Annotated in this window: 20 protein-coding genes and 1 pseudogene; 15 read left to right on the top strand and 6 right to left on the bottom strand. The window is 53.5% G+C overall.

Annotated elements, in window-relative coordinates; translation table 11 throughout:
• Position 1: 1 nt before the first annotated feature.
• From mreD to csrD, 4 genes are all read right to left on the bottom strand, one after another.
• On the bottom strand, positions 2–490 hold the full coding sequence (mreD, locus tag GKAS_RS00575; protein ID WP_035891213.1) for a rod shape-determining protein MreD: 489 nt from the start codon (positions 488–490) through the stop codon (positions 2–4).
• Positions 490–1497: a rod shape-determining protein MreC gene (gene mreC / locus GKAS_RS00580; protein WP_035891216.1), complete on the bottom strand. Its 1008-nt coding sequence runs from the start codon at positions 1495–1497 to the stop codon at positions 490–492. The genes mreD and mreC overlap by 1 nt, the downstream gene beginning before the upstream one ends.
• Before the next feature lie 68 nt (positions 1498–1565).
• Positions 1566–2609 (bottom strand): rod shape-determining protein MreB, encoded by a 1044-nt coding sequence (gene mreB, locus GKAS_RS00585; protein WP_000913396.1) that lies wholly within the window; start codon positions 2607–2609, stop codon positions 1566–1568.
• A 306-nt stretch (positions 2610–2915) separates the two neighbouring features.
• Entirely contained in the window at positions 2916–4856 is a 1941-nt protein-coding gene (csrD, locus tag GKAS_RS00590; RefSeq protein ID WP_035891220.1) for an RNase E specificity factor CsrD, read from the bottom strand.
• 220 nt (positions 4857–5076) lie between these two features.
• Here csrD and acuI point away from each other — a divergent pair, with 220 nt between their 5' ends.
• The 12 genes and pseudogenes from acuI to fis all read left to right on the top strand — a co-directional run bounded on the left by acuI (position 5077) and on the right by fis (position 14990).
• The gene (acuI, locus tag GKAS_RS00595; RefSeq protein ID WP_035891223.1) at positions 5077–6051 is read left to right on the top strand and encodes an acrylyl-CoA reductase (NADPH); all 975 of its coding nucleotides are present in this window, start codon (positions 5077–5079) and stop codon (positions 6049–6051) included.
• Between the two features lie 76 nt (positions 6052–6127).
• Positions 6128–7126 carry a protein-methionine-sulfoxide reductase catalytic subunit MsrP gene (gene msrP, locus GKAS_RS00600; RefSeq protein ID WP_035891270.1) on the top strand — a complete coding sequence of 333 codons (999 nt, stop codon included), beginning with the start codon at positions 6128–6130 and terminating at the stop codon, positions 7124–7126.
• Positions 7126–7725, top strand: coding sequence for a protein-methionine-sulfoxide reductase heme-binding subunit MsrQ (gene msrQ, locus GKAS_RS00605; RefSeq protein WP_035891224.1), 600 nt, complete (start codon positions 7126–7128; stop codon positions 7723–7725). Before msrP ends, msrQ begins: the two co-directional genes overlap by 1 nt.
• Positions 7726–7959: 234 nt before the next feature.
• Positions 7960–8412 (top strand): type II 3-dehydroquinate dehydratase, encoded by a 453-nt coding sequence (aroQ, locus tag GKAS_RS00610; protein WP_035891225.1) that lies wholly within the window; start codon positions 7960–7962, stop codon positions 8410–8412.
• Between the two features lie 22 nt (positions 8413–8434).
• Entirely contained in the window at positions 8435–8893 is a 459-nt protein-coding gene (accB, locus tag GKAS_RS00615; RefSeq protein ID WP_035891227.1) for an acetyl-CoA carboxylase biotin carboxyl carrier protein, read from the top strand.
• Between the two features lie 10 nt (positions 8894–8903).
• On the top strand, positions 8904–10253 hold the full coding sequence (gene accC, locus GKAS_RS00620) for an acetyl-CoA carboxylase biotin carboxylase subunit (protein WP_035891229.1): 1350 nt from the start codon (positions 8904–8906) through the stop codon (positions 10251–10253).
• 110 nt (positions 10254–10363) lie between these two features.
• Entirely contained in the window at positions 10364–10606 is a 243-nt protein-coding gene (locus GKAS_RS00625; protein WP_035891230.1) for a YhdT family protein, read from the top strand.
• The gene (panF, locus tag GKAS_RS00630) at positions 10596–12047 is read left to right on the top strand and encodes a sodium/pantothenate symporter (protein WP_035891241.1); all 1452 of its coding nucleotides are present in this window, start codon (positions 10596–10598) and stop codon (positions 12045–12047) included. Before GKAS_RS00625 ends, panF begins: the two co-directional genes overlap by 11 nt.
• Positions 12048–12058: 11 nt before the next feature.
• A complete protein-coding gene (gene prmA / locus GKAS_RS00635) occupies positions 12059–12940 on the top strand; it encodes a 50S ribosomal protein L11 methyltransferase (protein ID WP_035891243.1) in 882 nt (293 codons plus the stop codon).
• 132 nt (positions 12941–13072) lie between these two features.
• A pseudogene (locus GKAS_RS24475) lies at positions 13073–13376 on the top strand (carbonic anhydrase family protein); the annotation flags it as partial.
• 328 nt (positions 13377–13704) lie between these two features.
• Positions 13705–14670, top strand: a complete 966-nt coding sequence (gene dusB, locus GKAS_RS00640; RefSeq protein WP_035891246.1) for a tRNA dihydrouridine synthase DusB — start codon at positions 13705–13707, stop codon at positions 14668–14670.
• A gap of 23 nt (positions 14671–14693) precedes the next feature.
• Complete coding sequence (gene fis / locus GKAS_RS00645; RefSeq protein ID WP_000462905.1) at positions 14694–14990, top strand: DNA-binding transcriptional regulator Fis; 297 nt, start codon at positions 14694–14696, stop codon at positions 14988–14990.
• A gap of 71 nt (positions 14991–15061) precedes the next feature.
• On the opposite strand, the gene GKAS_RS00650 is transcribed toward fis, so the two are convergent.
• Both GKAS_RS00650 and envR read right to left on the bottom strand, forming a co-directional pair.
• Entirely contained in the window at positions 15062–15895 is an 834-nt protein-coding gene (locus GKAS_RS00650) for an MBL fold metallo-hydrolase (protein ID WP_035891248.1), read from the bottom strand.
• 121 nt (positions 15896–16016) lie between these two features.
• A complete protein-coding gene (gene envR, locus GKAS_RS00655) occupies positions 16017–16670 on the bottom strand; it encodes an acrEF/envCD operon transcriptional regulator (protein WP_035891251.1) in 654 nt (217 codons plus the stop codon).
• 355 nt (positions 16671–17025) lie between these two features.
• Here envR and GKAS_RS00660 point away from each other — a divergent pair, with 355 nt between their 5' ends.
• The 3 genes from GKAS_RS00660 (at position 17026) to GKAS_RS00670 (ending at position 21828) form a co-directional block, all read left to right on the top strand.
• The gene (locus GKAS_RS00660; RefSeq protein WP_035891254.1) at positions 17026–18165 is read left to right on the top strand and encodes an efflux RND transporter periplasmic adaptor subunit; all 1140 of its coding nucleotides are present in this window, start codon (positions 17026–17028) and stop codon (positions 18163–18165) included.
• A gap of 12 nt (positions 18166–18177) precedes the next feature.
• A complete protein-coding gene (locus GKAS_RS00665) occupies positions 18178–21288 on the top strand; it encodes an efflux RND transporter permease subunit (RefSeq protein ID WP_035891255.1) in 3111 nt (1036 codons plus the stop codon).
• A 318-nt stretch (positions 21289–21606) separates the two neighbouring features.
• Positions 21607–21828, top strand: coding sequence for a lipoprotein (locus GKAS_RS00670; protein WP_035891258.1), 222 nt, complete (start codon positions 21607–21609; stop codon positions 21826–21828).
• Positions 21829–22235 lie beyond the last annotated feature (407 nt).

A 22235-nucleotide genomic window follows, 5' to 3' on the forward strand; every position in this document is an offset into this window, starting at 1 on the left:
CTTATTGAACGGCAAATTGCTGGCGAACTTTACGCATCAGAAGAAATATCCACGGCCAGAGCACGCCGTTTACTACACTACTCCAGAACACTTCAGGTCGGAAAGAGACGTTGATCACTAAAAACTCTGCCCAGAAAACAATAATATCCGTCGCGAGCGAGAGCAGTATAACCACCAACGCCTGTTGCCAGAGCGCCAGGTTGCGGAACAGCTGATATTTCAGCGCCACCAGATACGCTACAATGCTCAACGACAGCGCGCGCACGCCAAGCGTTGATCCACTGATGAGATCAAGTATGGCACCCATCACCAGACCCGTACCCACATTCACGCGGTGCGGCAGCGCCAGTGACCAGTAAAGCAGAATGAGCAGCACCCAGTTTGGCCGGAAGACGGTAAGGTCGTCCGGCCAGGGCATAACCTGTAGCAGCAGTGCGATAAGAAACGAGAGCCAGATTACCCAGCGTCCCTGGCTACGGTAGCTTGCCACTATTGCCCTCCTGCAGAGGGTTGTGGTGGCGGCGTACCCGCAGGCGGTGTGGCTAACCCGGTTGCCGGCGCGGGAAGCTGCGGCCCCATGGTTTCAGGAGACGGCAGTACCTGAGGCATCATCTGCATCAGACGCTCGTTGGCGACGCGATGCACCTCTTCCGGCGTCATCGGGTTGGTACCGTTACGATCCGCGCCCCACAGCAGCAGCAGATAGCGCAAACGCTGCAGACCCGCCGTTGGACGCGCCTGAATCACCGTGTACGCACGCTGCGTATCCAGCTTAACAGACGACACCACGCCAACCGGATAACCTTCCGGGAAACGACCACCCAGACCGGATGTCACCAGCACATCGCCGACACGAATGTCGGTATTGGCTGGCAGATGCTCCAGTTGGAGATCGTCAGTGCAGCCGTTACCGGCGGCAATCACACGAATATCGTTACGCAGAACCTGAATCGGCAGTGCGTGGGTGGCATCGCAAATCAGCAGCACGCGGCTGGTGAGCTTGGCGACGGCCACAACCTGACCCACAACGCCTTTGTCGCTGATCACCGGCTGGCCTTCGTAAACACCGTTCACGCTGCCTTTGTCGATAACCACCTGGTCGCTGTAGGGATCGTTAACCGTTGAGATCACCTGCGTCACCATTTTTTGTTCGTCCTGGCGCAGCGGTGAACCTAACAGTTCACGTAAACGGGCATTTTCTTGTTTGTACTGACCGAGCATCAGCAGGTCGCTATTTTTCAGCAGCAGTTCCTGACGCAGTGCACGGTTTTCGAGTTCAAGCTGATCGCGTGAAGCCAGCGTTTGCGAAACGCTATCAAGCAGTTCACGAGGACCATTGGAAACAAAGTAGAAAGGACTGACGGCAGTATCCATGTATGTTCGGATTTGACTGAACATACCGAGGCGGCTGTCGGCGATAATGACACCCAGCGCCACCAGCACCGCCAGAATAAGGCGAATCTGCAGCGACGGGCCACGGCTAAAAATGGGCTTCATAGGCTATGCGTATTCTCGTGTCAGTGAAATTGAGGGTAGCCTTCTGGCTACCCTGAACCTCATGCTGACTACTCTTCGCTAAACAAGTCGCCGCCGTGCATGTCGATCATTTCCAGCGCCTTGCCGCCGCCACGCGCTACGCAGGTCAGCGGATCTTCAGCAACGACAACTGGAATACCGGTTTCTTCCATTAACAGGCGGTCAAGGTTGCGCAGCAGCGCGCCACCACCGGTCAGAACCATACCGCGCTCGGAGATGTCGGAAGCCAGTTCTGGCGGGCACTGTTCCAGTGCAACCATGACTGCGCTCACAATGCCAGTCAGTGGCTCCTGCAGCGCTTCGAGAATTTCGTTGGAGTTCAGCGTGAAGCCGCGTGGAACACCTTCTGCCAGGTTACGGCCACGCACTTCGATTTCACGCACTTCGTCACCCGGGTAAGCGGAGCCGATTTCGTGCTTGATACGTTCTGCGGTAGCTTCACCAATCAGAGAACCGTAGTTACGGCGAACATAATTGATAATCGCTTCATCGAAGCGGTCACCGCCGATACGTACGGAGGAGGAGTAAACCACACCGTTCAGGGAGATAACGGCAACTTCAGTGGTACCACCGCCGATATCCACAACCATGGAGCCGGTTGCTTCAGAAACCGGCAGGCCTGCACCAATTGCAGCAGCCATTGGCTCTTCAATCAGGAACACTTCACGAGCGCCAGCGCCCTGAGCGGATTCACGGATCGCACGGCGTTCAACCTGGGTTGCGCCAACCGGTACACAAACCAGTACGCGCGGGCTTGGGCGCATAAAGCTGTTGCTGTGAACCTGTTTGATAAAGTGCTGGAGCATTTTCTCGGTGACGAAGAAGTCAGCGATAACGCCATCTTTCATCGGGCGAATCGCCGCGATGTTACCTGGCGTACGGCCCAGCATCTGTTTTGCGTCATGACCTACAGCGGCCACACTTTTCGGTGAACCGGCACGATCCTGACGAATGGCGACCACGGAAGGCTCATTCAATACGATGCCTTGTCCTTTTACGTAAATCAGGGTATTCGCGGTACCCAGGTCAATGGACAGGTCATTGGAAAACATGCCACGAAATTTTTTCAACATACTAAGGGATAATCCTGAAAGCTGGGGCGGAAAAATAAAATCCGCTTACTTTACCAACCACACGCAGCAGCGACAAGGCGCAAAAATCATCTGCAACGGTGAAAATTAGTGCAGTTCGTTACCTTTGTTACAAATCCAACCTGAGTCCTTCAGTGCAGGAATACTCACTGCCGCTCCATCCTGGATTTGTCCCTGTCAAAGGTCGACACATGCATATGTGCGTCTTTTTTCCCGGCGAGCAGACATGCACACTCCCGAAAAAAACCGCGCGCGTTATTCTACGTGATAAACACGTTAAACAGCAGGTCAAACCGAATATCTTTGCGAATATTTTTTCACATTTGAGTCAAGTGGCTGGGAAGCAGCAAAAAAATCCCCCTGACCGCCGAAAACTCCGCATTTGGTCAGCTCTTGCCACTCGCCCCGGCTGCGGACTCCGGCGGCGAAAACCTGAATCGACGTTCCCTTACAGGCCTCAACCAGACTTTGAACCAACAGCTGGTTCTGACTGCGTTTTTCAATATTGCGCACCAGTACCGGATCTAGCTTAATCAACTCAACCTCAAGCTGCTTAATCCAAGTGGTACTGACTAAGGCTAAACCTGCCTGCGTTACCGCAACCCGAACGCCTAATGCATGAATTAAACGTACGACTGGCTGTAAACGCGTCATATGTTGACAGACATCTACCTCTGCAAGTTCAAAAATAATCCGTCGACGTTGAGATTTCTCGCACTGCATCAAAGTATCACGCAGCCAACGCTGGAAACGCGGGCGAATAAGCGACTCGACCGTCACCTGAATTGCCAGATTTTCCTCAGGCCAAAACCCCAGGAATGGGATCAGACGAGTGATCTGCTGGCGGTCGTATTCTTCACCGAGGCCAAACTCCAGCACCATCGGCATATATTCCGCGGCGATAACCTCTTCTTTACCGTCAAAAATACGGCACATCAGTTCTCGGTGATGAACGCTGCCGTCGAGGTTGACCGCCGGTTTTTGGTAAAGGCGCGGGCCGCCGCGGCTGAGCATCTGCTCAATCAAAGTGCGCCAGCGGACGTTGCCGCGCCCTTTCTCCGGCAGCGAGTCATCGTAAATCGCCCAACTGTTGCTGCCCTGTAGCACCGCGTTGCGTACCGCCGCCTCGGCGTGTTCCATCACCTGTTCGGTGGTCTGCCCGCCGCGCCAGGCGCAAATGCCGATGTGCATCATGTCATCGCGATCGAGGATTTTCGCCAGCGGCAGGCCATCAATGGCTTTGAGCAGTTGCCCGGCGATGCTGTCGGCTTCTTTTAAGGTGCGATGCGGTAGCAGGACGGTAAAGTCACTGCGGCGATAGCGCGCCAGCAGCGCACCGGGATAACGCATAATAAAGGTGGAAAGCAGGTTGATGAGCGTAAAGACATGTTCTTCCGCCGCGGCCCGGCCCCAGTTGTCGCGCAGGAAGTCGAAGTCCGGCAGGCGGATCATCATCACGATACCGTGAGAGCCGACGTTTTCCTGGTCGTCGAGTAGCGTTGCGAGCTGGTTATCAAAGAACAGTCGGTTGCTGAGGCCAGTTTTCGAGTCCTGAGCCGCGTAGGAGCGAATCAGCGTGTCCAGGCGGCTGCGCTGTTCTCCGGCAAACTGAATTTCAGAAAGTAGCATATCCAGTGCCGAACTGGTGCGGGCGGGCCATTCATGGATATTACCTTTGGCTTTCGGCCCGCGCTCGCCGTTAAGAATACGAATAGAGCGCAGCTCCAGCAGCTCTTCCCCCGCAAGCTGTCGACGCAGCCAGCGCACGGCGATAAAGACCACCAGCACCATAAAGGCAATCGTAATGGTCAACGGCGCGGTGGTCATCAACGAGCGGAAGTAGTTGGCCATCGGGTCCTGATAGACCAGATGAATCTTCATGCCGGGGTGCTTGAGCGATGGAACTTCCATTTCGCGGAATTGATAGTGGCTGCCAACCGGCTGATAGCTGCTGGTGCGGCTATGGTGGAACAGCGCCTTTCCATTCAGCGTGAAATCGATACGGACGATATCGAGCGGCACCATGATTTCATCAAGCTGATGGTCGAGCTTATCGAACGGTGTGTTAATGAGGCGGTTATCCAATACCGTTGCCACGGCCTGCACGCGATTGGCTATCTTGTACTGTATGCCGTTATAAAAACTCAGTGAGGAGCCAATTAACGTCACAAAGATGGTAAGCCCAGTTAAGAGCGTAAAAAAGGCTGAGAACTTCGTCGTTAATCGCATCCCTGTGTTAACTCCGTAGGTTAATCGTCCCCGACAGAGAGCCGGGTGCCTGTGTTCGCACATTACTATCAGAAGTAAGCACTAACATATCAAACCAGGTCGGCATACTACCAAACCTGGCGGATCTGGCAATTTATTGCGCCAAATCGCCAACAAATAATGATAAACGAGTATAGTCCCCGGTAAATTTTTTCACTATCAGTCCATGTAAGGAAGGGTTATGCAGGCACTCATCTTAGAACAGCAGGATGGTAAAACTATCGCCGCAGTGAAGGCCGTTGACGACAGTCTGCTGCCGCAGGGTAACGTCACTGTCGATATCCAGTGGTCCAGCCTGAACTATAAAGACGCTCTCGCTATCACCGGAAAAGGGAAAATCATTCGTAACTTCCCGATGGTGCCAGGCATCGATTTTGCCGGGACGGTTCACACCAGCGATGATGCGCGCTTTACGCCGGGCCAGCAGGTGCTGCTGACCGGCTGGGGCGTGGGCGAAAACCATTGGGGCGGCCTGTCCGAGCGCGCACGCGTCAACGGCGACTGGCTAGTACCGCTGCCCGCAGGCCTGGATGGACGCAAAGCCATGATCATCGGCACCGCGGGCTTCACCGCGATGCTGTGCGTGATGGCGCTGGAAGATGCAGGCGTGCGCCCTGAAGACGGCGAGATCGTGGTGACCGGCGCCAGCGGTGGCGTGGGCAGTACCGCTATCGCCCTGCTGCACAAACTGGGTTATCAGGTCGCGGCGGTGTCTGGTCGTGAAAGCACCCATAGCTACCTTCGCGCGCTGGGAGCAAACCGCATTCTGGGCCGCGATGAGTTCGCGGAAACCCGTCCGTTGGAAAAACAGATCTGGGCCGGTGCGGTTGATACCGTTGGCGATAAAGTGCTGGCCAAAGTGCTGGCGCAGATGAACTACGGCGGTTGCGTCGCGGCCTGCGGCCTGGCCGGTGGCTTTGCGCTGCCGACTACCGTGATGCCGTTCATCCTGCGTAACGTTCGTCTGCAGGGCGTGGATTCAGTGATGACACCGGCGGCACGCCGCGCGGAAGCATGGAAACGTCTGGTTACCGATTTACCTGAGTCCTTCTTCGCACAGAGCGCAACGGAGATAAATCTTGCTCAAGCGCCTGAATTTGCATATAAAATCATCAGCAACCAGATTCAGGGCCGCACGCTGGTGAAAATCGACTAAGCACTTATTTTTCAAGGCGCACTCGCGTTAATTTGACTCCTCCGCCATGCTTAACAAAAGCCTGCCGGAGGAAGTCATGAAATCCCGTAAATTAACTGAAGCAGACGTCACCGCCGAGTCTGTTTTTATGCTTCAGCGCCGCCAGGTGCTGAAGATGCTTGGTATCAGCACCGCTGCCGCCTCACTTCCACTGCACGCCTCCAGTCTGACAGACTGGTTTAAAGGTAACGACCGACCGCCAGCCCCGGCGGGAAAGCCGCTGACGTTCAGCAAGCCAGATGAATGGCAGAACAAGCTCACGCTGACGCCAGAAAACAAAGTCACCGGCTATAACAACTTCTATGAGTTTGGCCTCGATAAAGCCGACCCCGCCGCCAACGCCGGTAGCCTCCCCATCGACCCATGGAAGCTCACCATTGGCGGTGAAGTCGCAAAGCCGATGACGCTCGATCATGACGATTTAACCAAACGCTTCCCGCTGGAACAGCGCATCTACCGTATGCGCTGCGTCGAGGCCTGGTCGATGGTAGTACCGTGGATTGGTTTCCCACTGCATAAACTACTGGCAGCCGTCGAGCCCACCAGCAATGCAAAGTACGTGGCATTTAAGACGCTTTACTCCCCGGAAAACATGCCCGGGCAGAAAGACCGATTTATCGGCGGTGGTCTTGCGTATCCTTATATAGAAGGATTGCGCCTGGACGAAGCCATGAACCCGCTAACGCTACTCACCGTCGGTGTCTACGGCAAAGCGCTGCCGCCGCAAAACGGTGCGCCAATCCGTCTGACGGTTCCGTGGAAGTACGGCTTTAAGGGGATAAAGTCTATCGTCAGTATCATGCTGACCCGTGAGCGCCCGGATTCCACCTGGAACCTCGCCGCCCCGGACGAATACGGGTTCTTTGCCAACGTGAATCCGCACGTCGATCATCCACGATGGTCCCAGGCGACGGAGCGTTTTATTGGCTCTGGCGGTATTCTTGATGTTCAGCGCCAGCCAACGCTACTGTTTAACGGCTATGCGGATGAAGTGGCTTCGCTCTATCGTGGAATGAATTTACGGGAGAATTTTTGATGCGTTTAACGGCAAAACAGGTCACCTGGCTGAAGGTTTTCCTGCATCTTGCGGCTTTTTTGCCGTTTGTCTGGCTGTTCTGGGCCGTATCACAGGGGCAGCTAAGTGCTGATCCAGTGAAAGATATTCAGCATTTTACCGGTAGGATGGCTCTGAAATTACTGCTGGCGACCTTGTTGGTCGCCCCGCTGGCGCGCTACGCTAAACAACCGCTGCTGATTCGCACCCGGCGATTACTGGGATTGTGGTGCTTTGCATGGGTGACTATTCACCTCACCAGCTATAGCGTTCTGGAACTGGGGATTCAGAATTTGTCGCTATTAGGCCAGGAAATCGCCACACGTCCTTATCTTCTGCTGGGATTTGCCTGCTGGCTGATTTTATTGGCCCTGGCGGTGACGTCTACTCAAGCGATGCAGCGAAAATTAGGCCGACGCTGGCAGCTTTTGCATAACTTCGTCTATCTTGTCGCGATCCTCGCACCGATACATTTCCTGTGGTCGGTAAAGATTATCTCACCACAACCGGTTATCTACGCGGCCATCGCCGTCGTGCTTTTAGCCTGCCGTTATAAGAAGTTTCGCCAGTGGTGGCGCTAGTTTCGTGATATGTGCGGTTTACCGCAATTCTCTTATAGTCAGACGTTCTTTACACGATAGCAGTTGATAATCTTCCCTGATAAGACCAGTATTTAGCTGCCAAATGCTACGAAATAGTTATAATGTGCGACCTTGGTTTTCCCGACCGGGTTTTTAACCCCCTGAAAGGGTGACAATCGCGCATCGAAGGTATATTTTGTTTTTTACCCGAGAATTGCAGGAGATAGCAGCACAATGACTGACAAGTTTCGCATTTTGCTTTTGAACGGTCCGAACCTGAATATGTTAGGCACCCGTGAGCCAGAGAAGTACGGCACGCTGACGCTTTCCCAGATCGTAAGCCGCTTAACCGCGGAAGCTGAAACCCTGAACGTCACGCTCGACAGCCTGCAATCCAACGCCGAGTACGTCCTCATCGACCGTATTCATCAGGCTAAAGACAATATTGACTATATCCTGATTAATCCGGCCGCGTTCACGCACACGAGCGTTGCCCTTCGCGATGCGTTGCTGGCGGTGAGCATCCCGTTTATCGAGATCCACCTGAGCAACGTTCATGCGCGCGAACCATTCCGCCATCATTCGTATCTGTCTGATATCGCTTCTGGCGTTATCTGCGGGCTCGGAGCTGACGGCTATTCATACGCTTTACAGACGGCGGTAAAACGCCTGTCACAATCAAACTAAACAAAGAGTACGGAACCCACTCATGGATATTCGTAAGATTAAAAAACTGATCGAGCTGGTCGAAGAGTCTGGCATCAACGAACTGGAAATTTCTGAAGGTGAAGAGTCAGTGCGCATCAGTCGCTCTGCTCCGAACACCGGTATTCCAGTGATGCAGCAGGCCTACGCAGCGCCTGTCATGCAAGCGCAAGCACCTGTTGCTGCAGCACCAGCTGCTGCTGAAGCTCCGGCTAAAGCTGAAATCAGTGGTCACATCGTACGTTCCCCAATGGTTGGTACTTTCTATCGCACTCCAGGCCCGGACGCGAAAGCCTTCGTGGAAGTTGGTCAGAAAGTAAACGTAGGCGATACCCTGTGCATCGTTGAAGCGATGAAAATGATGAACCAGATCGAAGCTGACAAAGCAGGGACTGTGAAAGCAATCCTGGTAGAAAGCGGTCAGCCAGTTGAATTTGACGAGCCTCTGGTCGTCATCGAGTAACGAGGCGAAGATGCTGGATAAAATTGTCATCGCCAACCGCGGCGAGATCGCACTGCGTATTCTTCGTGCCTGTAAAGAACTGGGCATCAAGACCGTGGCTGTGCACTCCACTGCGGACCGCGATTTAAAACACGTACTGCTGGCGGATGAAACGGTCTGTATTGGCCCGGCTCAGTCCGTAAAAAGCTACCTGAACATCCCGGCTATCATCAGCGCTGCTGAGATCACCGGTGCTGTTGCGATTCACCCAGGCTACGGCTTCCTCTCTGAGAACGCCAACTTTGCCGAGCAGGTTGAACGTTCCGGCTTCATCTTCATCGGCCCGAAAGCCGACACTATTCGCCTGATGGGCGACAAAGTGTCCGCGATCACTGCGATGAAGAAAGCAGGCGTACCAACCGTTCCGGGTTCTGACGGCCCGCTGGGCGAAGATATGGATGTTAACCGCGCTCATGCTAAACGCATCGGCTACCCGGTTATCATCAAAGCCTCCGGCGGCGGCGGCGGTCGCGGCATGCGCGTAGTGCGCAGCGACGCAGACCTGGCGCAGTCCATTGCCATGACCAAAGCGGAAGCTAAAGCAGCTTTCAGCAACGACATGGTTTATATGGAAAAATACCTGGAAAATCCTCGCCACGTCGAGATTCAGGTACTGGCTGACGGTCAGGGCAACGCTATCTATCTGGCTGAACGTGACTGCTCTATGCAGCGTCGTCACCAGAAAGTTGTCGAAGAAGCACCAGCACCGGGCATCACTCCGGAACTGCGTCGCTACATCGGCGAACGCTGCGCGAAAGCGTGTGTGGATATCGGCTACCGCGGCGCGGGTACTTTCGAGTTCCTGTTCGAAAACGGCGAGTTCTATTTCATTGAAATGAACACCCGTATCCAGGTAGAGCATCCGGTTACTGAGATGATCACCGGCGTTGACCTTATCAAAGAGCAGCTGCGTATCGCTGCCGGTCAGCCGCTGTCCATCAAGCAAGAAGAAGTCCATGTCCGTGGCCATGCGGTAGAATGCCGTATCAACGCCGAAGACCCAGACACCTTCCTGCCAAGCCCGGGTAAAATTACCCGCTTCCACGCGCCGGGCGGCTTTGGCGTTCGTTGGGAATCTCATATCTACGCTGGCTACACCGTACCACCGTACTATGACTCAATGATCGGCAAACTCATCTGCTACGGTGAGACCCGCGACGTGGCCATTGCTCGCATGAAGAACGCGCTGCAGGAACTGATCATCGACGGTATCAAAACCAACGTTGATCTGCAGATGCGTATCATGACCGACGAGAACTTCCAGCATGGTGGTACCAACATCCACTACCTGGAGAAAAAACTCGGATTACAGGAAAAATAATCCTGTTATCGCAGCAAAAGGCCGGATTTTCCGGCCTTTTTTCTTTTTCTCTCCCCTCATCTTTTCCTTGCGGTACAATCCCCGCTTTCTTCATCCACAAGGGACAAAAAATGGACAAGCGTTTTGTTCAGGCCCATAAAGAGGCGCGCTGGGCGCTTTGGCTAACCCTTCTCTATCTTGCTGCGTGGTTAGCGTGTGCTTACTTACCTGATTCCACGCAGGGTTTCACCGGCCTGCCGCACTGGTTTGAAATGGCCTGCCTGCTGATGCCGCTGGTTTTTATTTTGCTCTGCTGGCTGATGGTCCGCTTTGTCTTCCGCGACATCCCACTGGAGGATAAAGATGCAAACTGAGATTATCGTTGTACTGGTGCTTTATCTGTTCGTGGTGTTCGGCCTGTCGCTGTATGCCATGCGTAAACGCAGCACCGGTTCCTTCCTCAGCGAATATTTCCTCGGCAGTCGCTCGATGGGCGGCTTTGTGCTGGCCATGACGCTGACCACCACCTACATCAGCGCCAGTTCGTTTATCGGCGGGCCGGGTGCCGCCTATAAATACGGGCTGGGCTGGGTGCTGCTGGCGCTAATCCAGGTGCCGACGATCTGGCTGTCGCTGGGGGTACTCGGCAAGAAATTCGCCATTCTGGCACGACGCTATAACGCGATTACCCTCAACGACATGCTACAGGCGCGCTACCAGAACCGCGCGGTGGTGTGGATTGCCAGTATCAGCCTGTTGGTTGCTTTCGTCGGGGCGATTGCGGTGCAGTTTATCGGCGGCGCGCGCCTGCTGGAGACGGCAGCGGGCATTAAGTATGAGAACGGCCTGCTGATTTTCGGCATCACCATTGCGCTGTACACCGCCTTCGGCGGCTTCCGCGCCAGCGTGCTCAACGACACCATGCAGGGTATGGTGATGCTGATTGGCACCATCGTGCTGCTGGTTGGCGTGGTACATGCTGCGGGCGGGTTGCATAACGCCGTCGATACGCTGGAGCAGATTAATCCGCAGCTGGTCTCGCCGCACGGTGCGGACGATATCCTGACGCCAACCTTTATGACCTCCTTCTGGGTGCTGGTCTGTTTTGGGGTGATAGGTCTGCCGCATACTGCCGTTCGCTGTATCTCTTATAAAGACAGTAAGGCGGTGCATCGCGGGATTATCATCGGCACCATCGTGGTGGCGGTACTGATGCTGGGGATGCACCTGGCGGGCGCGCTGGGCCGCGCCGTGCTGCCGCATCTGACCGTGCCGGATCTGGTTATCCCAACGCTGATGGTGCAGGTATTACCGCCGTGGGCGGCTGGTCTGTTCCTTGCCGCGCCGATGGCCGCTATTATGTCGAACGTGAACGCCCACCTGCTGCAGGCGTCGGCGACCATCATTAAAGATCTGTGGCTTAGCGCAAGCCCGACTAAAATTCGTAATGAGCATCGCATTAAGCGCATCTCCACCTGGACGACGCTGGTGCTCGGTATTCTGATGATGCTCGCCGCCTGGCGTCCGCCGGAGATGATCATCTGGCTGAACCTGCTCGCCTTCGGCGGGCTGGAAGCGGTGTTCCTGTGGCCATTAGTGCTCGGTCTGTACTGGGAGCGTGCGAACGCTGCCGGGGCGCTGAGTGCCATGATTGTCGGCGGCGTGCTGTACGCCGTGCTGGCCACGTTTAATATTCAGTACCTGGGCTTCCATCCGATTGTGCCCTCGTTACTGCTAAGTTTGCTGGCGTTTGTGGTCGGGAACCGTTTTGGTCAACCCGTCCCACAGGCTGCCGTAATTTCTTCTGATAAATAAAGAGTTTTGCCATGCCGTGGATCCAACTGAAACTGAACACAACCGGCGAGAATGCCGAAGATCTTAGCGATGCGCTGATGGAAGCCGGTTCGGTCTCCATCACCTTCCAGGATACGCATGACACGCCGGTCTTTGAGCCGCTGCCGGGTGAAACGCGTCTGTGGGGCGATACCGACGTTATCGGCCTGTTCGATGCAGAAACCGACATGAAAGAAGTGGTTGCCATCCTGGAACAGCATCCGCTGTTGGGTGAAGGCTTCGCCCACAAGATTGAGCAGCTGGAAGATAAAGACTGGGAGCGCGAGTGGATGGATAACTTCCACCCGATGCGCTTTGGCGAACGCCTGTGGATCTGCCCAAGCTGGCGCGATGTGCCGGACGTTAACGCCGTTAACGTGATGCTCGATCCAGGCCTGGCCTTCGGCACCGGTACGCACCCAACCACCTCCCTGTGTTTACAGTGGCTGGACGGGCTGGACTTAACCGGCAAAACGGTTATCGACTTTGGCTGTGGCTCCGGGATCCTCGCGATCGCCGCGCTGAAGTTGGGTGCTGCGAAAGCAATCGGGATCGATATCGATCCGCAGGCCATTCAGGCTAGCCGAGATAACGCACAGCGTAACGGCGTTTCTGAACGTCTGGAACTGTACCTGCCACAGGATCAGCCAGAAGCCATGAAAGCCGATGTCGTGGTCGCAAACATCCTGGCTGGCCCATTACGCGAGCTGGCACCGTTAATCAGCGTGCTGCCGGTTACAGGCGGCCTGCTGGGGCTTTCTGGTATCCTGGCAAGCCAGGCGGAAAGCGTCTGCGAAGCCTACGCCGATCTCTTTGACCTCGACGCCGTCGTTGAGAAAGAAGAGTGGTGCCGCATTACCGGTCGCAAAAAATAATTCCTTCCCGTGGCCTCTCTGGAGGCCACAGTTTCCCGCTTTTTGTACGCCCCTCACCCCATCCATGCATTAAAATATCGACTTAACTCATTAAAGTTAAAAAATAAAAAACGCAAACCATTCAATGGATGATATGAAGGCGAAGGGTTTCCCGAGTACTGGGCTCGCTCAGCGAGGAGTATAAAACCTGTCAGGCCGGGATGAATCAATCCCCGATTAACATCGAGACCACACTCAAAGCCCATCTTTCACCGCTTAACGTGACGGTTGATGACGTTCTCTGACCACACCATTCTGCTCCGAGGGTGTGACCTGGATTGTCCTGAAGCAGCCCATGACGCTTTCAGAAGCGCAGCTGAAAAAATTCACCCACACGATGCACCATGACAATAACCGACCGGCACAGCCGCTCAATGGCCGTGTAGTTGTCGAATAAGCGGCAGAAGAGTGCCGGGATCATCTCCTGAAATGGGAGCATTGTCACACTATGTCACAATAATCTGCTGATTAAATCAGCAGATTATCTTGCCAGATCTCCCTGAGTCGAAGAAAAAGTGAGAAGTTACTCAAAAATATAGATGTAGATAAAATCGCCATAATTTTCTAATTAGATGATTTATATAATTAATTCTTTAGTGGTGACAACGCTTACCGCGATTCTTTGATCCACCTCAGAGGATTGGTTAAAGTTTGGCCTTTCATCTCGTGCAAAAAATGCGTAATATACGCCGCCTTGCAGTCACAGTATGGTCATTTCTTAACTCATGCGTATCGGACAACACCAGCTCAGAAATCGACTGATCGCAGCACCTATGGCAGGTATTACCGACCGGCCGTTCAGGGCGCTGTGCTACGAGATGGGAGCAGGTTTAACCGTTTCCGAGATGATGTCGTCTAACCCCCAGGTCTGGGAAAGCGATAAGTCCCGCCTTCGGATGGTGCACATTGATGAACCAGGTATTCGTACCGTGCAAATTGCCGGAAGCGTGCCTGAAGAAATGGCAGATGCCGCGCGTATCAACGTGGAAAGTGGCGCCCAGATTATTGATATCAATATGGGTTGCCCGGCCAAAAAAGTGAATCGCAAGCTTGCAGGTTCAGCCCTTCTGCAATACCCCGACCAGGTGAAGTCAATCCTGACGGCGGTTGTCAGCGCAGTGGACGTTCCTGTTACGTTAAAGATTCGCACGGGTTGGTCGCCGGAACACCGTAACTGTGTAGAGATTGCCCAACTGGCCGAAGACTGTGGCATTCAGGCCCTGACCATTCATGGACGCACACGCGCCTGTTTGTTCAATGGTGAAGCTGAATACGACAGCATTCGGGCAGTTAAGCAGAAAGTTTCCATTCCGGTTATCGCGAATGGTGACATTACTGACCCGCTTAAAGCCAGAGCTGTACTCGACTATACAGGGGCTGATGCCCTGATGATAGGACGTGCCGCTCAGGGAAGACCCTGGATCTTTCGGGAAATCCAGCATTATCTGGACACTGGGGAGCTGCTTGCCCCACTGCCACTGGCAGAGGTTAAGCGCTTGCTTTGTGCGCACGTTCGGGAACTGCATGACTTTTATGGTCAGGCAAAAGGGTACCGAATCGCGCGTAAACACGTATCCTGGTATCTCCAGGAGCACGCTCCAAATGACCAGTTTCGGCGCACATTCAACGCCATAGAGGATGCCAGCGTACAGCTGGAGGCGTTGGAGGCATACTTCGAAAATCTTGCGTAATGAAATAAAGAGCTGACAGAACTATGTTCGAACAACGCGTAAATTCTGACGTACTGACCGTTTCTACCGTTAACTCTCAGGATCAGGTAACTCAAAAACCCCTGCGTGACTCGGTTAAACAGGCACTGAAGAACTATTTTGCTCAACTGAACGGTCAGGATGTTAATGACCTGTATGAGCTGGTACTGGCTGAAGTAGAACAGCCCCTGTTGGACATGGTGATGCAATACACCCGTGGTAACCAGACCCGCGCAGCCCTGATGATGGGCATCAACCGTGGTACTCTGCGTAAGAAACTGAAAAAATACGGCATGAACTGATACTAATCAGTTAATTGCTTGATTTTGAAGGCGCGACTCGGCATGGGGAAGCGCCTTTTTTATTGCCTGTTTTACGCCTCAGCGTAGACGATACGGTAGCCCTGATCCTCTGGAATAACCCGCGCAAAGCCCGACCCACCGAAGTGCATCCCCGCCACCAGCAGCTTTTCTTCTGCCGCCTGCGCCAGAATACGTTTACGCGACGCTTCCGCCTGTTCGCTATCGATATCAAAGGCAATGCTCACCCCAGGGTGAGCGGTCTGAATATAAGGGAAGTGAACAATGTCACCCCAGATAATCAGGCTAGCTTCCGGAGTATCAATTCTGAACCCCGTATGCCCCGGCGTGTACCCAGGCAGAGGGACGGGATGAATTCCCTCGACAATCGGCACATCGCTCAGCAGACGAACACGCTCGCCGTAGGTGGCTAACGTCTGGCGCGCGCGGATAAAGTTACGCTGCTGACGTTCGTTAGCCTGTGTAAACCGTGCATCATCCAGCCAGAACGCCTTCTCAAGCGGATGCAGATAGAGAGCGGCGTTAGGGTAAACCGCCATGCCTTCCTCATCCAGCAAGCCCCCCAGATGGTCAGGATGAGCGTGAGTCAGCAACACGGTATCCACCGTTTCAGGCTGGACGCCAGCACCCTGCAAATTGGCTTTCAGCTGCCCGCCCACGTTATTGGCGCCGCCGGTTCCTGAATCCACCAGAATCGTTCGTCCGCGCCCACGGATAAGATAACCATAGATATGCAGATTTCCAGGCTCGGTAATCCCAGCCTGCTTCTGGATCTCCCCAGCCTCTGTCGTGCTAATACCGGACAGGAGTTCGAGACTCGCTGCCATATTACCGTCGCTGAGCGGCGTCACCAAAAAGTCGCCAATCTGGCGAGAAATCGCGTTCATAAACACCTCGTTACGGGGATGATGAGTAGAAGAATAAGATGACAGAAGCCGAAAGCAGAGGACAGCAGAAGCAGGGCCAGATGAATAATCTTCAGGCTTCCCTGCCTGAGAGGATACGCAGTTACTGGTTAACAACCAGCGTAGGCCGGGTAGCCCACAGATGTTGAGCACAAACGGTCGCCATAATATTGTCGACAAGCAGCGGAGCCTGTTGATAGAGATCAAACTGCAGTGGGTCCATCAGCCAATTTTTGATAATGCCGCTAAATGCGCTATGTAAGACAATCAATATAATTTCAATGTCTGTATCAGCAGGTAATATTTTGTTACGCACGCAGGCCTGCAATTCATTTCGCATGGAATCATAGCTAAAACCTATTTTTTTTCTGATTTCATGCTCCGGCACCATATCGCTGCTAAATTCACACTTATGATACAGGATCTGCATCAGCGCGCGCTGCCGCGGCGTTTCAGCAATATATTGCAAACCAACGACGAATTTATTTCTTAAGTTTAATAGTGGATTGGCGCTGTCTATTTGTATCAATTTATGATGGATTAGGTCGCGCAACGGTAGTTGTTCTTCCCACATCGCATTAAATAATTCACTTTTGCTGGCAAAGTGCCAGTAAACCGCACCGCGAGTTACCCCAGCAGCATCAGCTATGTCGGTCAGCGTGGTGTTACTCACGCCCTGCAGCGCAAACTGCTCAATGGCTGACTCAAGCAGCAGCTGGCGCGTCTTGAGCGCCTCTTCTTTCGTTTTTCTGGCCATAGCCTACGTCACTTACCGCAAACTTCGCGGTGGATGGAAAATCAATTTAATTTACCATTTAGGCTAACAACAGTATTTACCAAAAAGTTTGATAAGTACTAAAAATCAATAAATCCATTAAACATATATTTAATTAATTTATATTCACATTATGAATGCATGATTTCATCACACCTCTTTTCAGATTCTCTAATCCTGCTATTTTTGCGTTTCCGTGCCTTTGGTGATCGTTCAAAAATAACTATCTCTTACATCCACCGATGTTTATTTGTAGGATAACGAACTGCATTTTTTATTCACCCTTTCTTTCACAGATTTTTAGTCAAACCAGGCTATCAATCTATAAGGAACAGCAATGACGAGTCACGCCAGGGTTACACTTTTATCCAGCTTAATTATCTCAGCAGCATTACTTAGCGGCTGTGATAATTCTGGAAGCCAACAAGCGCATGCGCCAATGCCTCAGGTTACCGTTCACACCGTTAACAATGCGCCATTGTCCATCACTACCGAATTACCAGGCCGTACCTCTGCGTTTCGCGTCGCTGAAGTTCGTCCACAGGTCAGCGGCATTATCCTGAAACGCAACTTTGTGGAAGGGAGTGATGTAGAGGCCGGTCAGTCTCTTTATCAAATAGACCCAGCCACCTACCAGACGGCCTATGACAGCGCGAAAGGCGATCAGACGAAAGCAGAAGCCGCTGCGGTCATCGCTCACCTGACCGTGAAGCGCTATGTTCCTCTGCTAGGCACCAAATACATCAGCCAACAGGACTATGACCAGGCGGTAGCAACAGCACGCCAGGCCGATGCGGACGTCATGGCGGCGAAAGCCGCCGTTGAGACCGCACGTATTAACCTGGCCTATACCAAAGTGACCTCGCCAATCACTGGCCGCATTGGTAAATCCAGCGTGACTGAAGGCGCTCTGGTGACCAACGGGCAGTCAGATGCCATGGCAACGGTACAGCAGTTGGATCCTATCTACGTCGATGTCACCCAGTCCAGCAGCGACTTTATGCGCCTCAAGCAAGAAAGCCTGCAGCAGGGCGGCGACGCCAAAAGCGTGCAGTTGTTGATGGAAAACGGTCAGGCCTACGCGCTGAAAGGTTCGCTACAGTTCACAGACGTTACCGTGGATGAAAGCACCGGCTCTATCACCCTTCGTGCCATTTTCCCTAACCCGCAGCATGTACTACTGCCAGGGATGTTCGTTCGTGCGCGCATCGATGAAGGTGTGAACCCAAATGCCATGCTGGTTCCACAGCAGGGCGTCACTCGTACACCTCGCGGTGATGCCACCGTCCTGCTGGTGAACGATAAAAACCAGGTCGAAACACGCAACGTCGTTGCCGCACAAGCGATTGGCGACCAGTGGCTGATTACCAGCGGCCTTAAAGCGGGCGATAAGGTGATTGTCAGCGGGCTGCAGAAAGTGCGCCCGGGCGCAACCGTGAAGGCTGAAGAGGATACCGCAGCGCCTGCTGCGAAATAAGGTACCGACCACATGTCTAAGTTTTTTATCCATCGACCGGTGTTTGCCTGGGTTCTGGCCATCATCATGATGATTGCGGGTGGCCTGGCCATCCTGCAGTTGCCAATCGCGCAGTACCCGACGATCGCTCCACCTGCCGTGGCTATTTCAGCAACCTATCCAGGTGCTGATGCGCAAACCGTGCAGGATACCGTCACCCAGGTTATCGAACAGAATATGAACGGTATCGATAACCTGATGTACATGTCCTCAACCAGTGACTCCGCGGGTTCCGTGACCATCACCCTGACCTTTAAGTCAGGCACCGATCCGGATATCGCCCAGGTTCAGGTTCAGAACAAGCTCTCTCTGGCAACGCCGCTGCTGCCGCAGGAAGTGCAGCAGCAGGGTATCAGCGTTGAGAAGTCGAGCAGCAGCTTCCTGATGGTAGCCGGGTTTATCTCTGATAATCCAACGACCGTACAGGACGATATTTCTGACTACATCGCCTCTAACGTTAAGGACCCTATCAGCCGTCTGAACGGCGTGGGTGACGTGCAGCTCTTTGGTGCGCAGTATGCGATGCGTATCTGGCTCGACGGCAACCTGCTCAACAAATACAACCTGACGCCGGTTGATGTCATCAATCAGTTAAAGGTACAGAACGACCAGATTGCGGCAGGCCAACTGGGCGGTACGCCAGCGGTGAAAGGCCAGCAGTTGAACGCCTCAATTATTGCGCAGACGCGTCTAAAAGATCCGGTTGAGTTCGGTAAAGTGACTCTGCGCGTGAACGCCGATGGTTCGGTGGTACATCTGAGCGACGTCGCGCGTATTGAACTCGGCGGTGAGAACTACAACGTCGTCGCACGTATTAACGGTAAACCGGCATCGGGGCTTGGGATCAAGCTGGCGACCGGCGCGAACGCGTTGGATACTGCCAACGCCATCAAAGCCAAGCTCGCGGAGCTACAACCTTTCTTCCCGCAGGGGATGAAGGTGGTCTATCCGTATGACACCACGCCGTTCGTGACCATCTCGATTCACGAAGTTATTAAGACGCTGTTTGAGGCGATTATTCTCGTCTTCCTCGTCATGTACCTGTTCTTGCAGAACATCCGTGCGACGCTTATTCCAACTATCGCCGTCCCGGTAGTGCTGCTCGGGACCTTCGCCGTACTGTCGATGTTTGGCTACTCGATAAACACCCTAACCATGTTCGGGATGGTGCTCGCGATAGGTCTGCTCGTCGATGACGCCATCGTGGTGGTGGAGAACGTCGAGCGCGTGATGGTTGAGGAGAAGCTATCGCCCGTCGAGGCCACAGAGAAATCGATGGAGCAGATCCAGGGCGCGCTGGTTGGGATCGCGATGGTGCTGTCAGCGGTATTCGTACCGATGGCCTTCTTTGGCGGCTCAACCGGGGCTATCTATCGTCAGTTCTCGATAACCATCGTTTCCGCAATGGCGTTGTCGGTACTGGTTGCCCTGATCCTGACCCCAGCGCTGTGCGCCACGCTGCTGAAACCCGCTTCTGTGGATCACTACGAGAAGAAAGGGTTCTTCGGCTGGTTTAACAATAAGTTTGACCAGAGCGTTAACCACTACACCAATAGCGTCAGCGGTATCTTGCGTTCCACTGGGCGTTACCTGCTTATCTATGTGCTGATTGTTGTCGGCATGGCGGTGCTGTTTATGCGCCTGCCAACGTCCTTCCTGCCGGACGAAGACCAGGGGGTATTCCTGACCATGGTTCAGCTTCCTGCTGGTGCGACACAGGAGCGCACGCAGAAGGTGTTGGATACGGTGACCCACTATTACCTCAATAACGAGAAGGCGAACGTTGAGAGCGTCTTTACCGTTAACGGCTTCAGCTTTAGCGGCCAGGGTCAGAACTCCGGTATGGCGTTTGTGAGTCTGAAGCCTTGGGATGAACGTAGCGGGGAAGAAAATAGCGCTGAATCCGTCATCAAGCGTGCCACGATGGCCTTCAGCCAGATTAAAGATGCGATGGTATTCCCGTTCAACATGCCGGCGATTATAGAGCTGGGCACGGCGACCGGTTTCGACTTCGAGCTGATTGACCAGGGTAACCTCGGTCATACCGCATTGACCCAAGCCCGTAACCAGCTTCTTGGTATGGTGCAGCAGCATCCCGATCAGCTGGTTCGCGTGCGTCCAAACGGCCTGGAAGATACCGCGCAGTTCAAACTCGATGTCGACCAGGAAAAAGCGCAGGCATTAGGCGTCTCACTGTCCGATATCAATGAGACCATTTCTGCTGCGCTAGGCGGCTACTACGTCAACGACTTTATTGACCACGGTCGCGTGAAGAAGGTCTACGTTCAGGCTGACGCGAAGTTCCGCATGCTGCCAAGCGACGTCAACAATATGTACGTACGCAGCTCAAACGGTGAGATGGTGCCATTCTCCGCCTTCGTGACTTCACGTTGGGTGTATGGCTCTCCACGTCTGGAACGCTATAACGGTCTGCCATCGATGGAGATCCTCGGTGAAGCGGCCCCGGGTAAAAGTACCGGTGAGGCGATGGCCCTGATGGAACAACTGGCCAGCAAACTGCCTTCAGGCATTGGCTTTGACTGGACGGGAATGTCCTATCAGGAACGTCTGTCCGGCAACCAGGCGCCAGCGCTGTACGCCATCTCATTGATTGTCGTCTTCCTGTGTCTGGCCGCACTCTATGAGAGCTGGTCTATTCCGTTCTCCGTTATGTTAGTAGTGCCATTAGGTGTTGTGGGAGCGCTTCTGGCCGCCTCATTACGAGGTCTGAATAACGACGTGTACTTCCAGGTAGGTCTGCTGACAACCATTGGTCTATCGGCGAAGAACGCCATTCTGATCGTTGAGTTTGCTAAAGATCTTATGGATAAAGAAGGTAAAGGGATCATTGAAGCAACGCTCGAAGCATCACGTATGCGTCTGCGCCCTATTCTGATGACCTCTCTGGCCTTTATCCTCGGCGTTATGCCTCTGGTTATCAGCCGCGGTGCAGGTAGTGGTGCGCAGAACGCAGTTGGTACCGGCGTCATGGGCGGGATGCTGACCGCGACGCTGCTGGCCATCTTCTTCGTGCCAGTATTCTTCGTTGTCGTGAGACGTCGCTTTACCAAACACTCTGAGTAACGCAATCACTCAGGATAAAAGGCGCCTACGGGCGCCTTTCTTTTTGTTCGGTAATCAGGAAGTTTAGTGGTGCAGGCTCAATACGTTAGGCTGTGCCACCATCAGTTACGCTTCGTAGCGCACCATTTCGTTATTTTCTTCTGCATCATTTCTACATAATCCCACCGTTTTCAGGCTCCCTTCTCCACGATATTTACGAACCACATAAATTGAGATTATTTCCCCTACCAATGGGCTATAGCACAGGTGATAAAATAAGCCATTCCGTAATACGGCCTATTTCTGGCGTAATGAAACGGATTATTTAGAGGCTACATCATGAAAAAATTTATTCTGGTGACGCTGCTGGCAACACTGCTTGCTGGCTGCGCGCATGACTCACCTTGTGTACCTGTTTATGACGATCAGGGCCGTCTGGTTCACACCAACACCTGCATGAAAGGGACCACACAGGACAACTGGGAAACCGCAGGTGCTATCGCCGGTGGCGCTGCTGCTTTGGCGGGACTGACGCTGGGTATCGTTGCACTGACCAAATAACACAACGGCCAGAAAGTGCATGCTTTCTGGCCGTCTCTGCGCTTATTGTCATCGTCAGGATGACATCGCCGTCAATTTTATTATCAACAAAACCCACCTCTTTTAATTCCCGTCGACAATCTAAATAGCTCATCATAATAAAGAGATAGCGAACGTTGTCTTATTTTCAGCGCCGTACTTGCTTCGAATGGAATATTTTGTTGAGGCAGGAGATAGAGCGTCTTTGTAGGCTGGATAAGGCGTTAACGTCGCCATCGGGCAAAGTGCTCCATCCCGGAGTCGGCGTAAAACGCCTCGCCCGGGCTACGGACTGGGTATTATACGTGCACATTATTACCGTCTGTAGTCCGGGCGAGCGCAGCGACCCCGGGACTTCACAGCGCTTTCATTTCCCACAGACGTAAAAA

It is taken from the genome of Kluyvera ascorbata ATCC 33433 (assembly GCF_000735365.1).
GTDB classification, from domain to species: Bacteria; Pseudomonadota; Gammaproteobacteria; order Enterobacterales; family Enterobacteriaceae; genus Kluyvera; species Kluyvera ascorbata.

Excerpts from the sequence above, each read along its gene's own strand:
- GKAS_RS00625 (WP_035891230.1), top strand. The coding sequence starts at position 10,364 with ATGGACAAGCGTTTTGTTCAGGCCCATAAAGAGGCGCGCTGGGCGCTT.
- GKAS_RS00670 (WP_035891258.1), top strand. The coding sequence starts at position 21,607 with ATGAAAAAATTTATTCTGGTGACGCTGCTGGCAACACTGCTTGCTGGC.
- accB (WP_035891227.1), top strand. The coding sequence starts at position 8,435 with ATGGATATTCGTAAGATTAAAAAACTGATCGAGCTGGTCGAAGAGTCT.
- GKAS_RS00650 (WP_035891248.1), bottom strand. The coding sequence starts at position 15,895 with ATGAACGCGATTTCTCGCCAGATTGGCGACTTTTTGGTGACGCCGCTC.
- GKAS_RS00665 (WP_035891255.1), top strand. The coding sequence starts at position 18,178 with ATGTCTAAGTTTTTTATCCATCGACCGGTGTTTGCCTGGGTTCTGGCC.
- GKAS_RS00660 (WP_035891254.1), top strand. The coding sequence starts at position 17,026 with ATGACGAGTCACGCCAGGGTTACACTTTTATCCAGCTTAATTATCTCA.
- fis (WP_000462905.1), top strand. The coding sequence starts at position 14,694 with ATGTTCGAACAACGCGTAAATTCTGACGTACTGACCGTTTCTACCGTT.
- aroQ (WP_035891225.1), top strand. The coding sequence starts at position 7,960 with ATGACTGACAAGTTTCGCATTTTGCTTTTGAACGGTCCGAACCTGAAT.
- msrQ (WP_035891224.1), top strand. The coding sequence starts at position 7,126 with ATGCGTTTAACGGCAAAACAGGTCACCTGGCTGAAGGTTTTCCTGCAT.
- msrP (WP_035891270.1), top strand. The coding sequence starts at position 6,128 with ATGAAATCCCGTAAATTAACTGAAGCAGACGTCACCGCCGAGTCTGTT.
- dusB (WP_035891246.1), top strand. The coding sequence starts at position 13,705 with ATGCGTATCGGACAACACCAGCTCAGAAATCGACTGATCGCAGCACCT.
- panF (WP_035891241.1), top strand. The coding sequence starts at position 10,596 with ATGCAAACTGAGATTATCGTTGTACTGGTGCTTTATCTGTTCGTGGTG.
- mreC (WP_035891216.1), bottom strand. The coding sequence starts at position 1,497 with ATGAAGCCCATTTTTAGCCGTGGCCCGTCGCTGCAGATTCGCCTTATT.
- prmA (WP_035891243.1), top strand. The coding sequence starts at position 12,059 with ATGCCGTGGATCCAACTGAAACTGAACACAACCGGCGAGAATGCCGAA.
- acuI (WP_035891223.1), top strand. The coding sequence starts at position 5,077 with ATGCAGGCACTCATCTTAGAACAGCAGGATGGTAAAACTATCGCCGCA.
- accC (WP_035891229.1), top strand. The coding sequence starts at position 8,904 with ATGCTGGATAAAATTGTCATCGCCAACCGCGGCGAGATCGCACTGCGT.
- envR (WP_035891251.1), bottom strand. The coding sequence starts at position 16,670 with ATGGCCAGAAAAACGAAAGAAGAGGCGCTCAAGACGCGCCAGCTGCTG.
- mreB (WP_000913396.1), bottom strand. The coding sequence starts at position 2,609 with ATGTTGAAAAAATTTCGTGGCATGTTTTCCAATGACCTGTCCATTGAC.
- csrD (WP_035891220.1), bottom strand. The coding sequence starts at position 4,856 with ATGCGATTAACGACGAAGTTCTCAGCCTTTTTTACGCTCTTAACTGGG.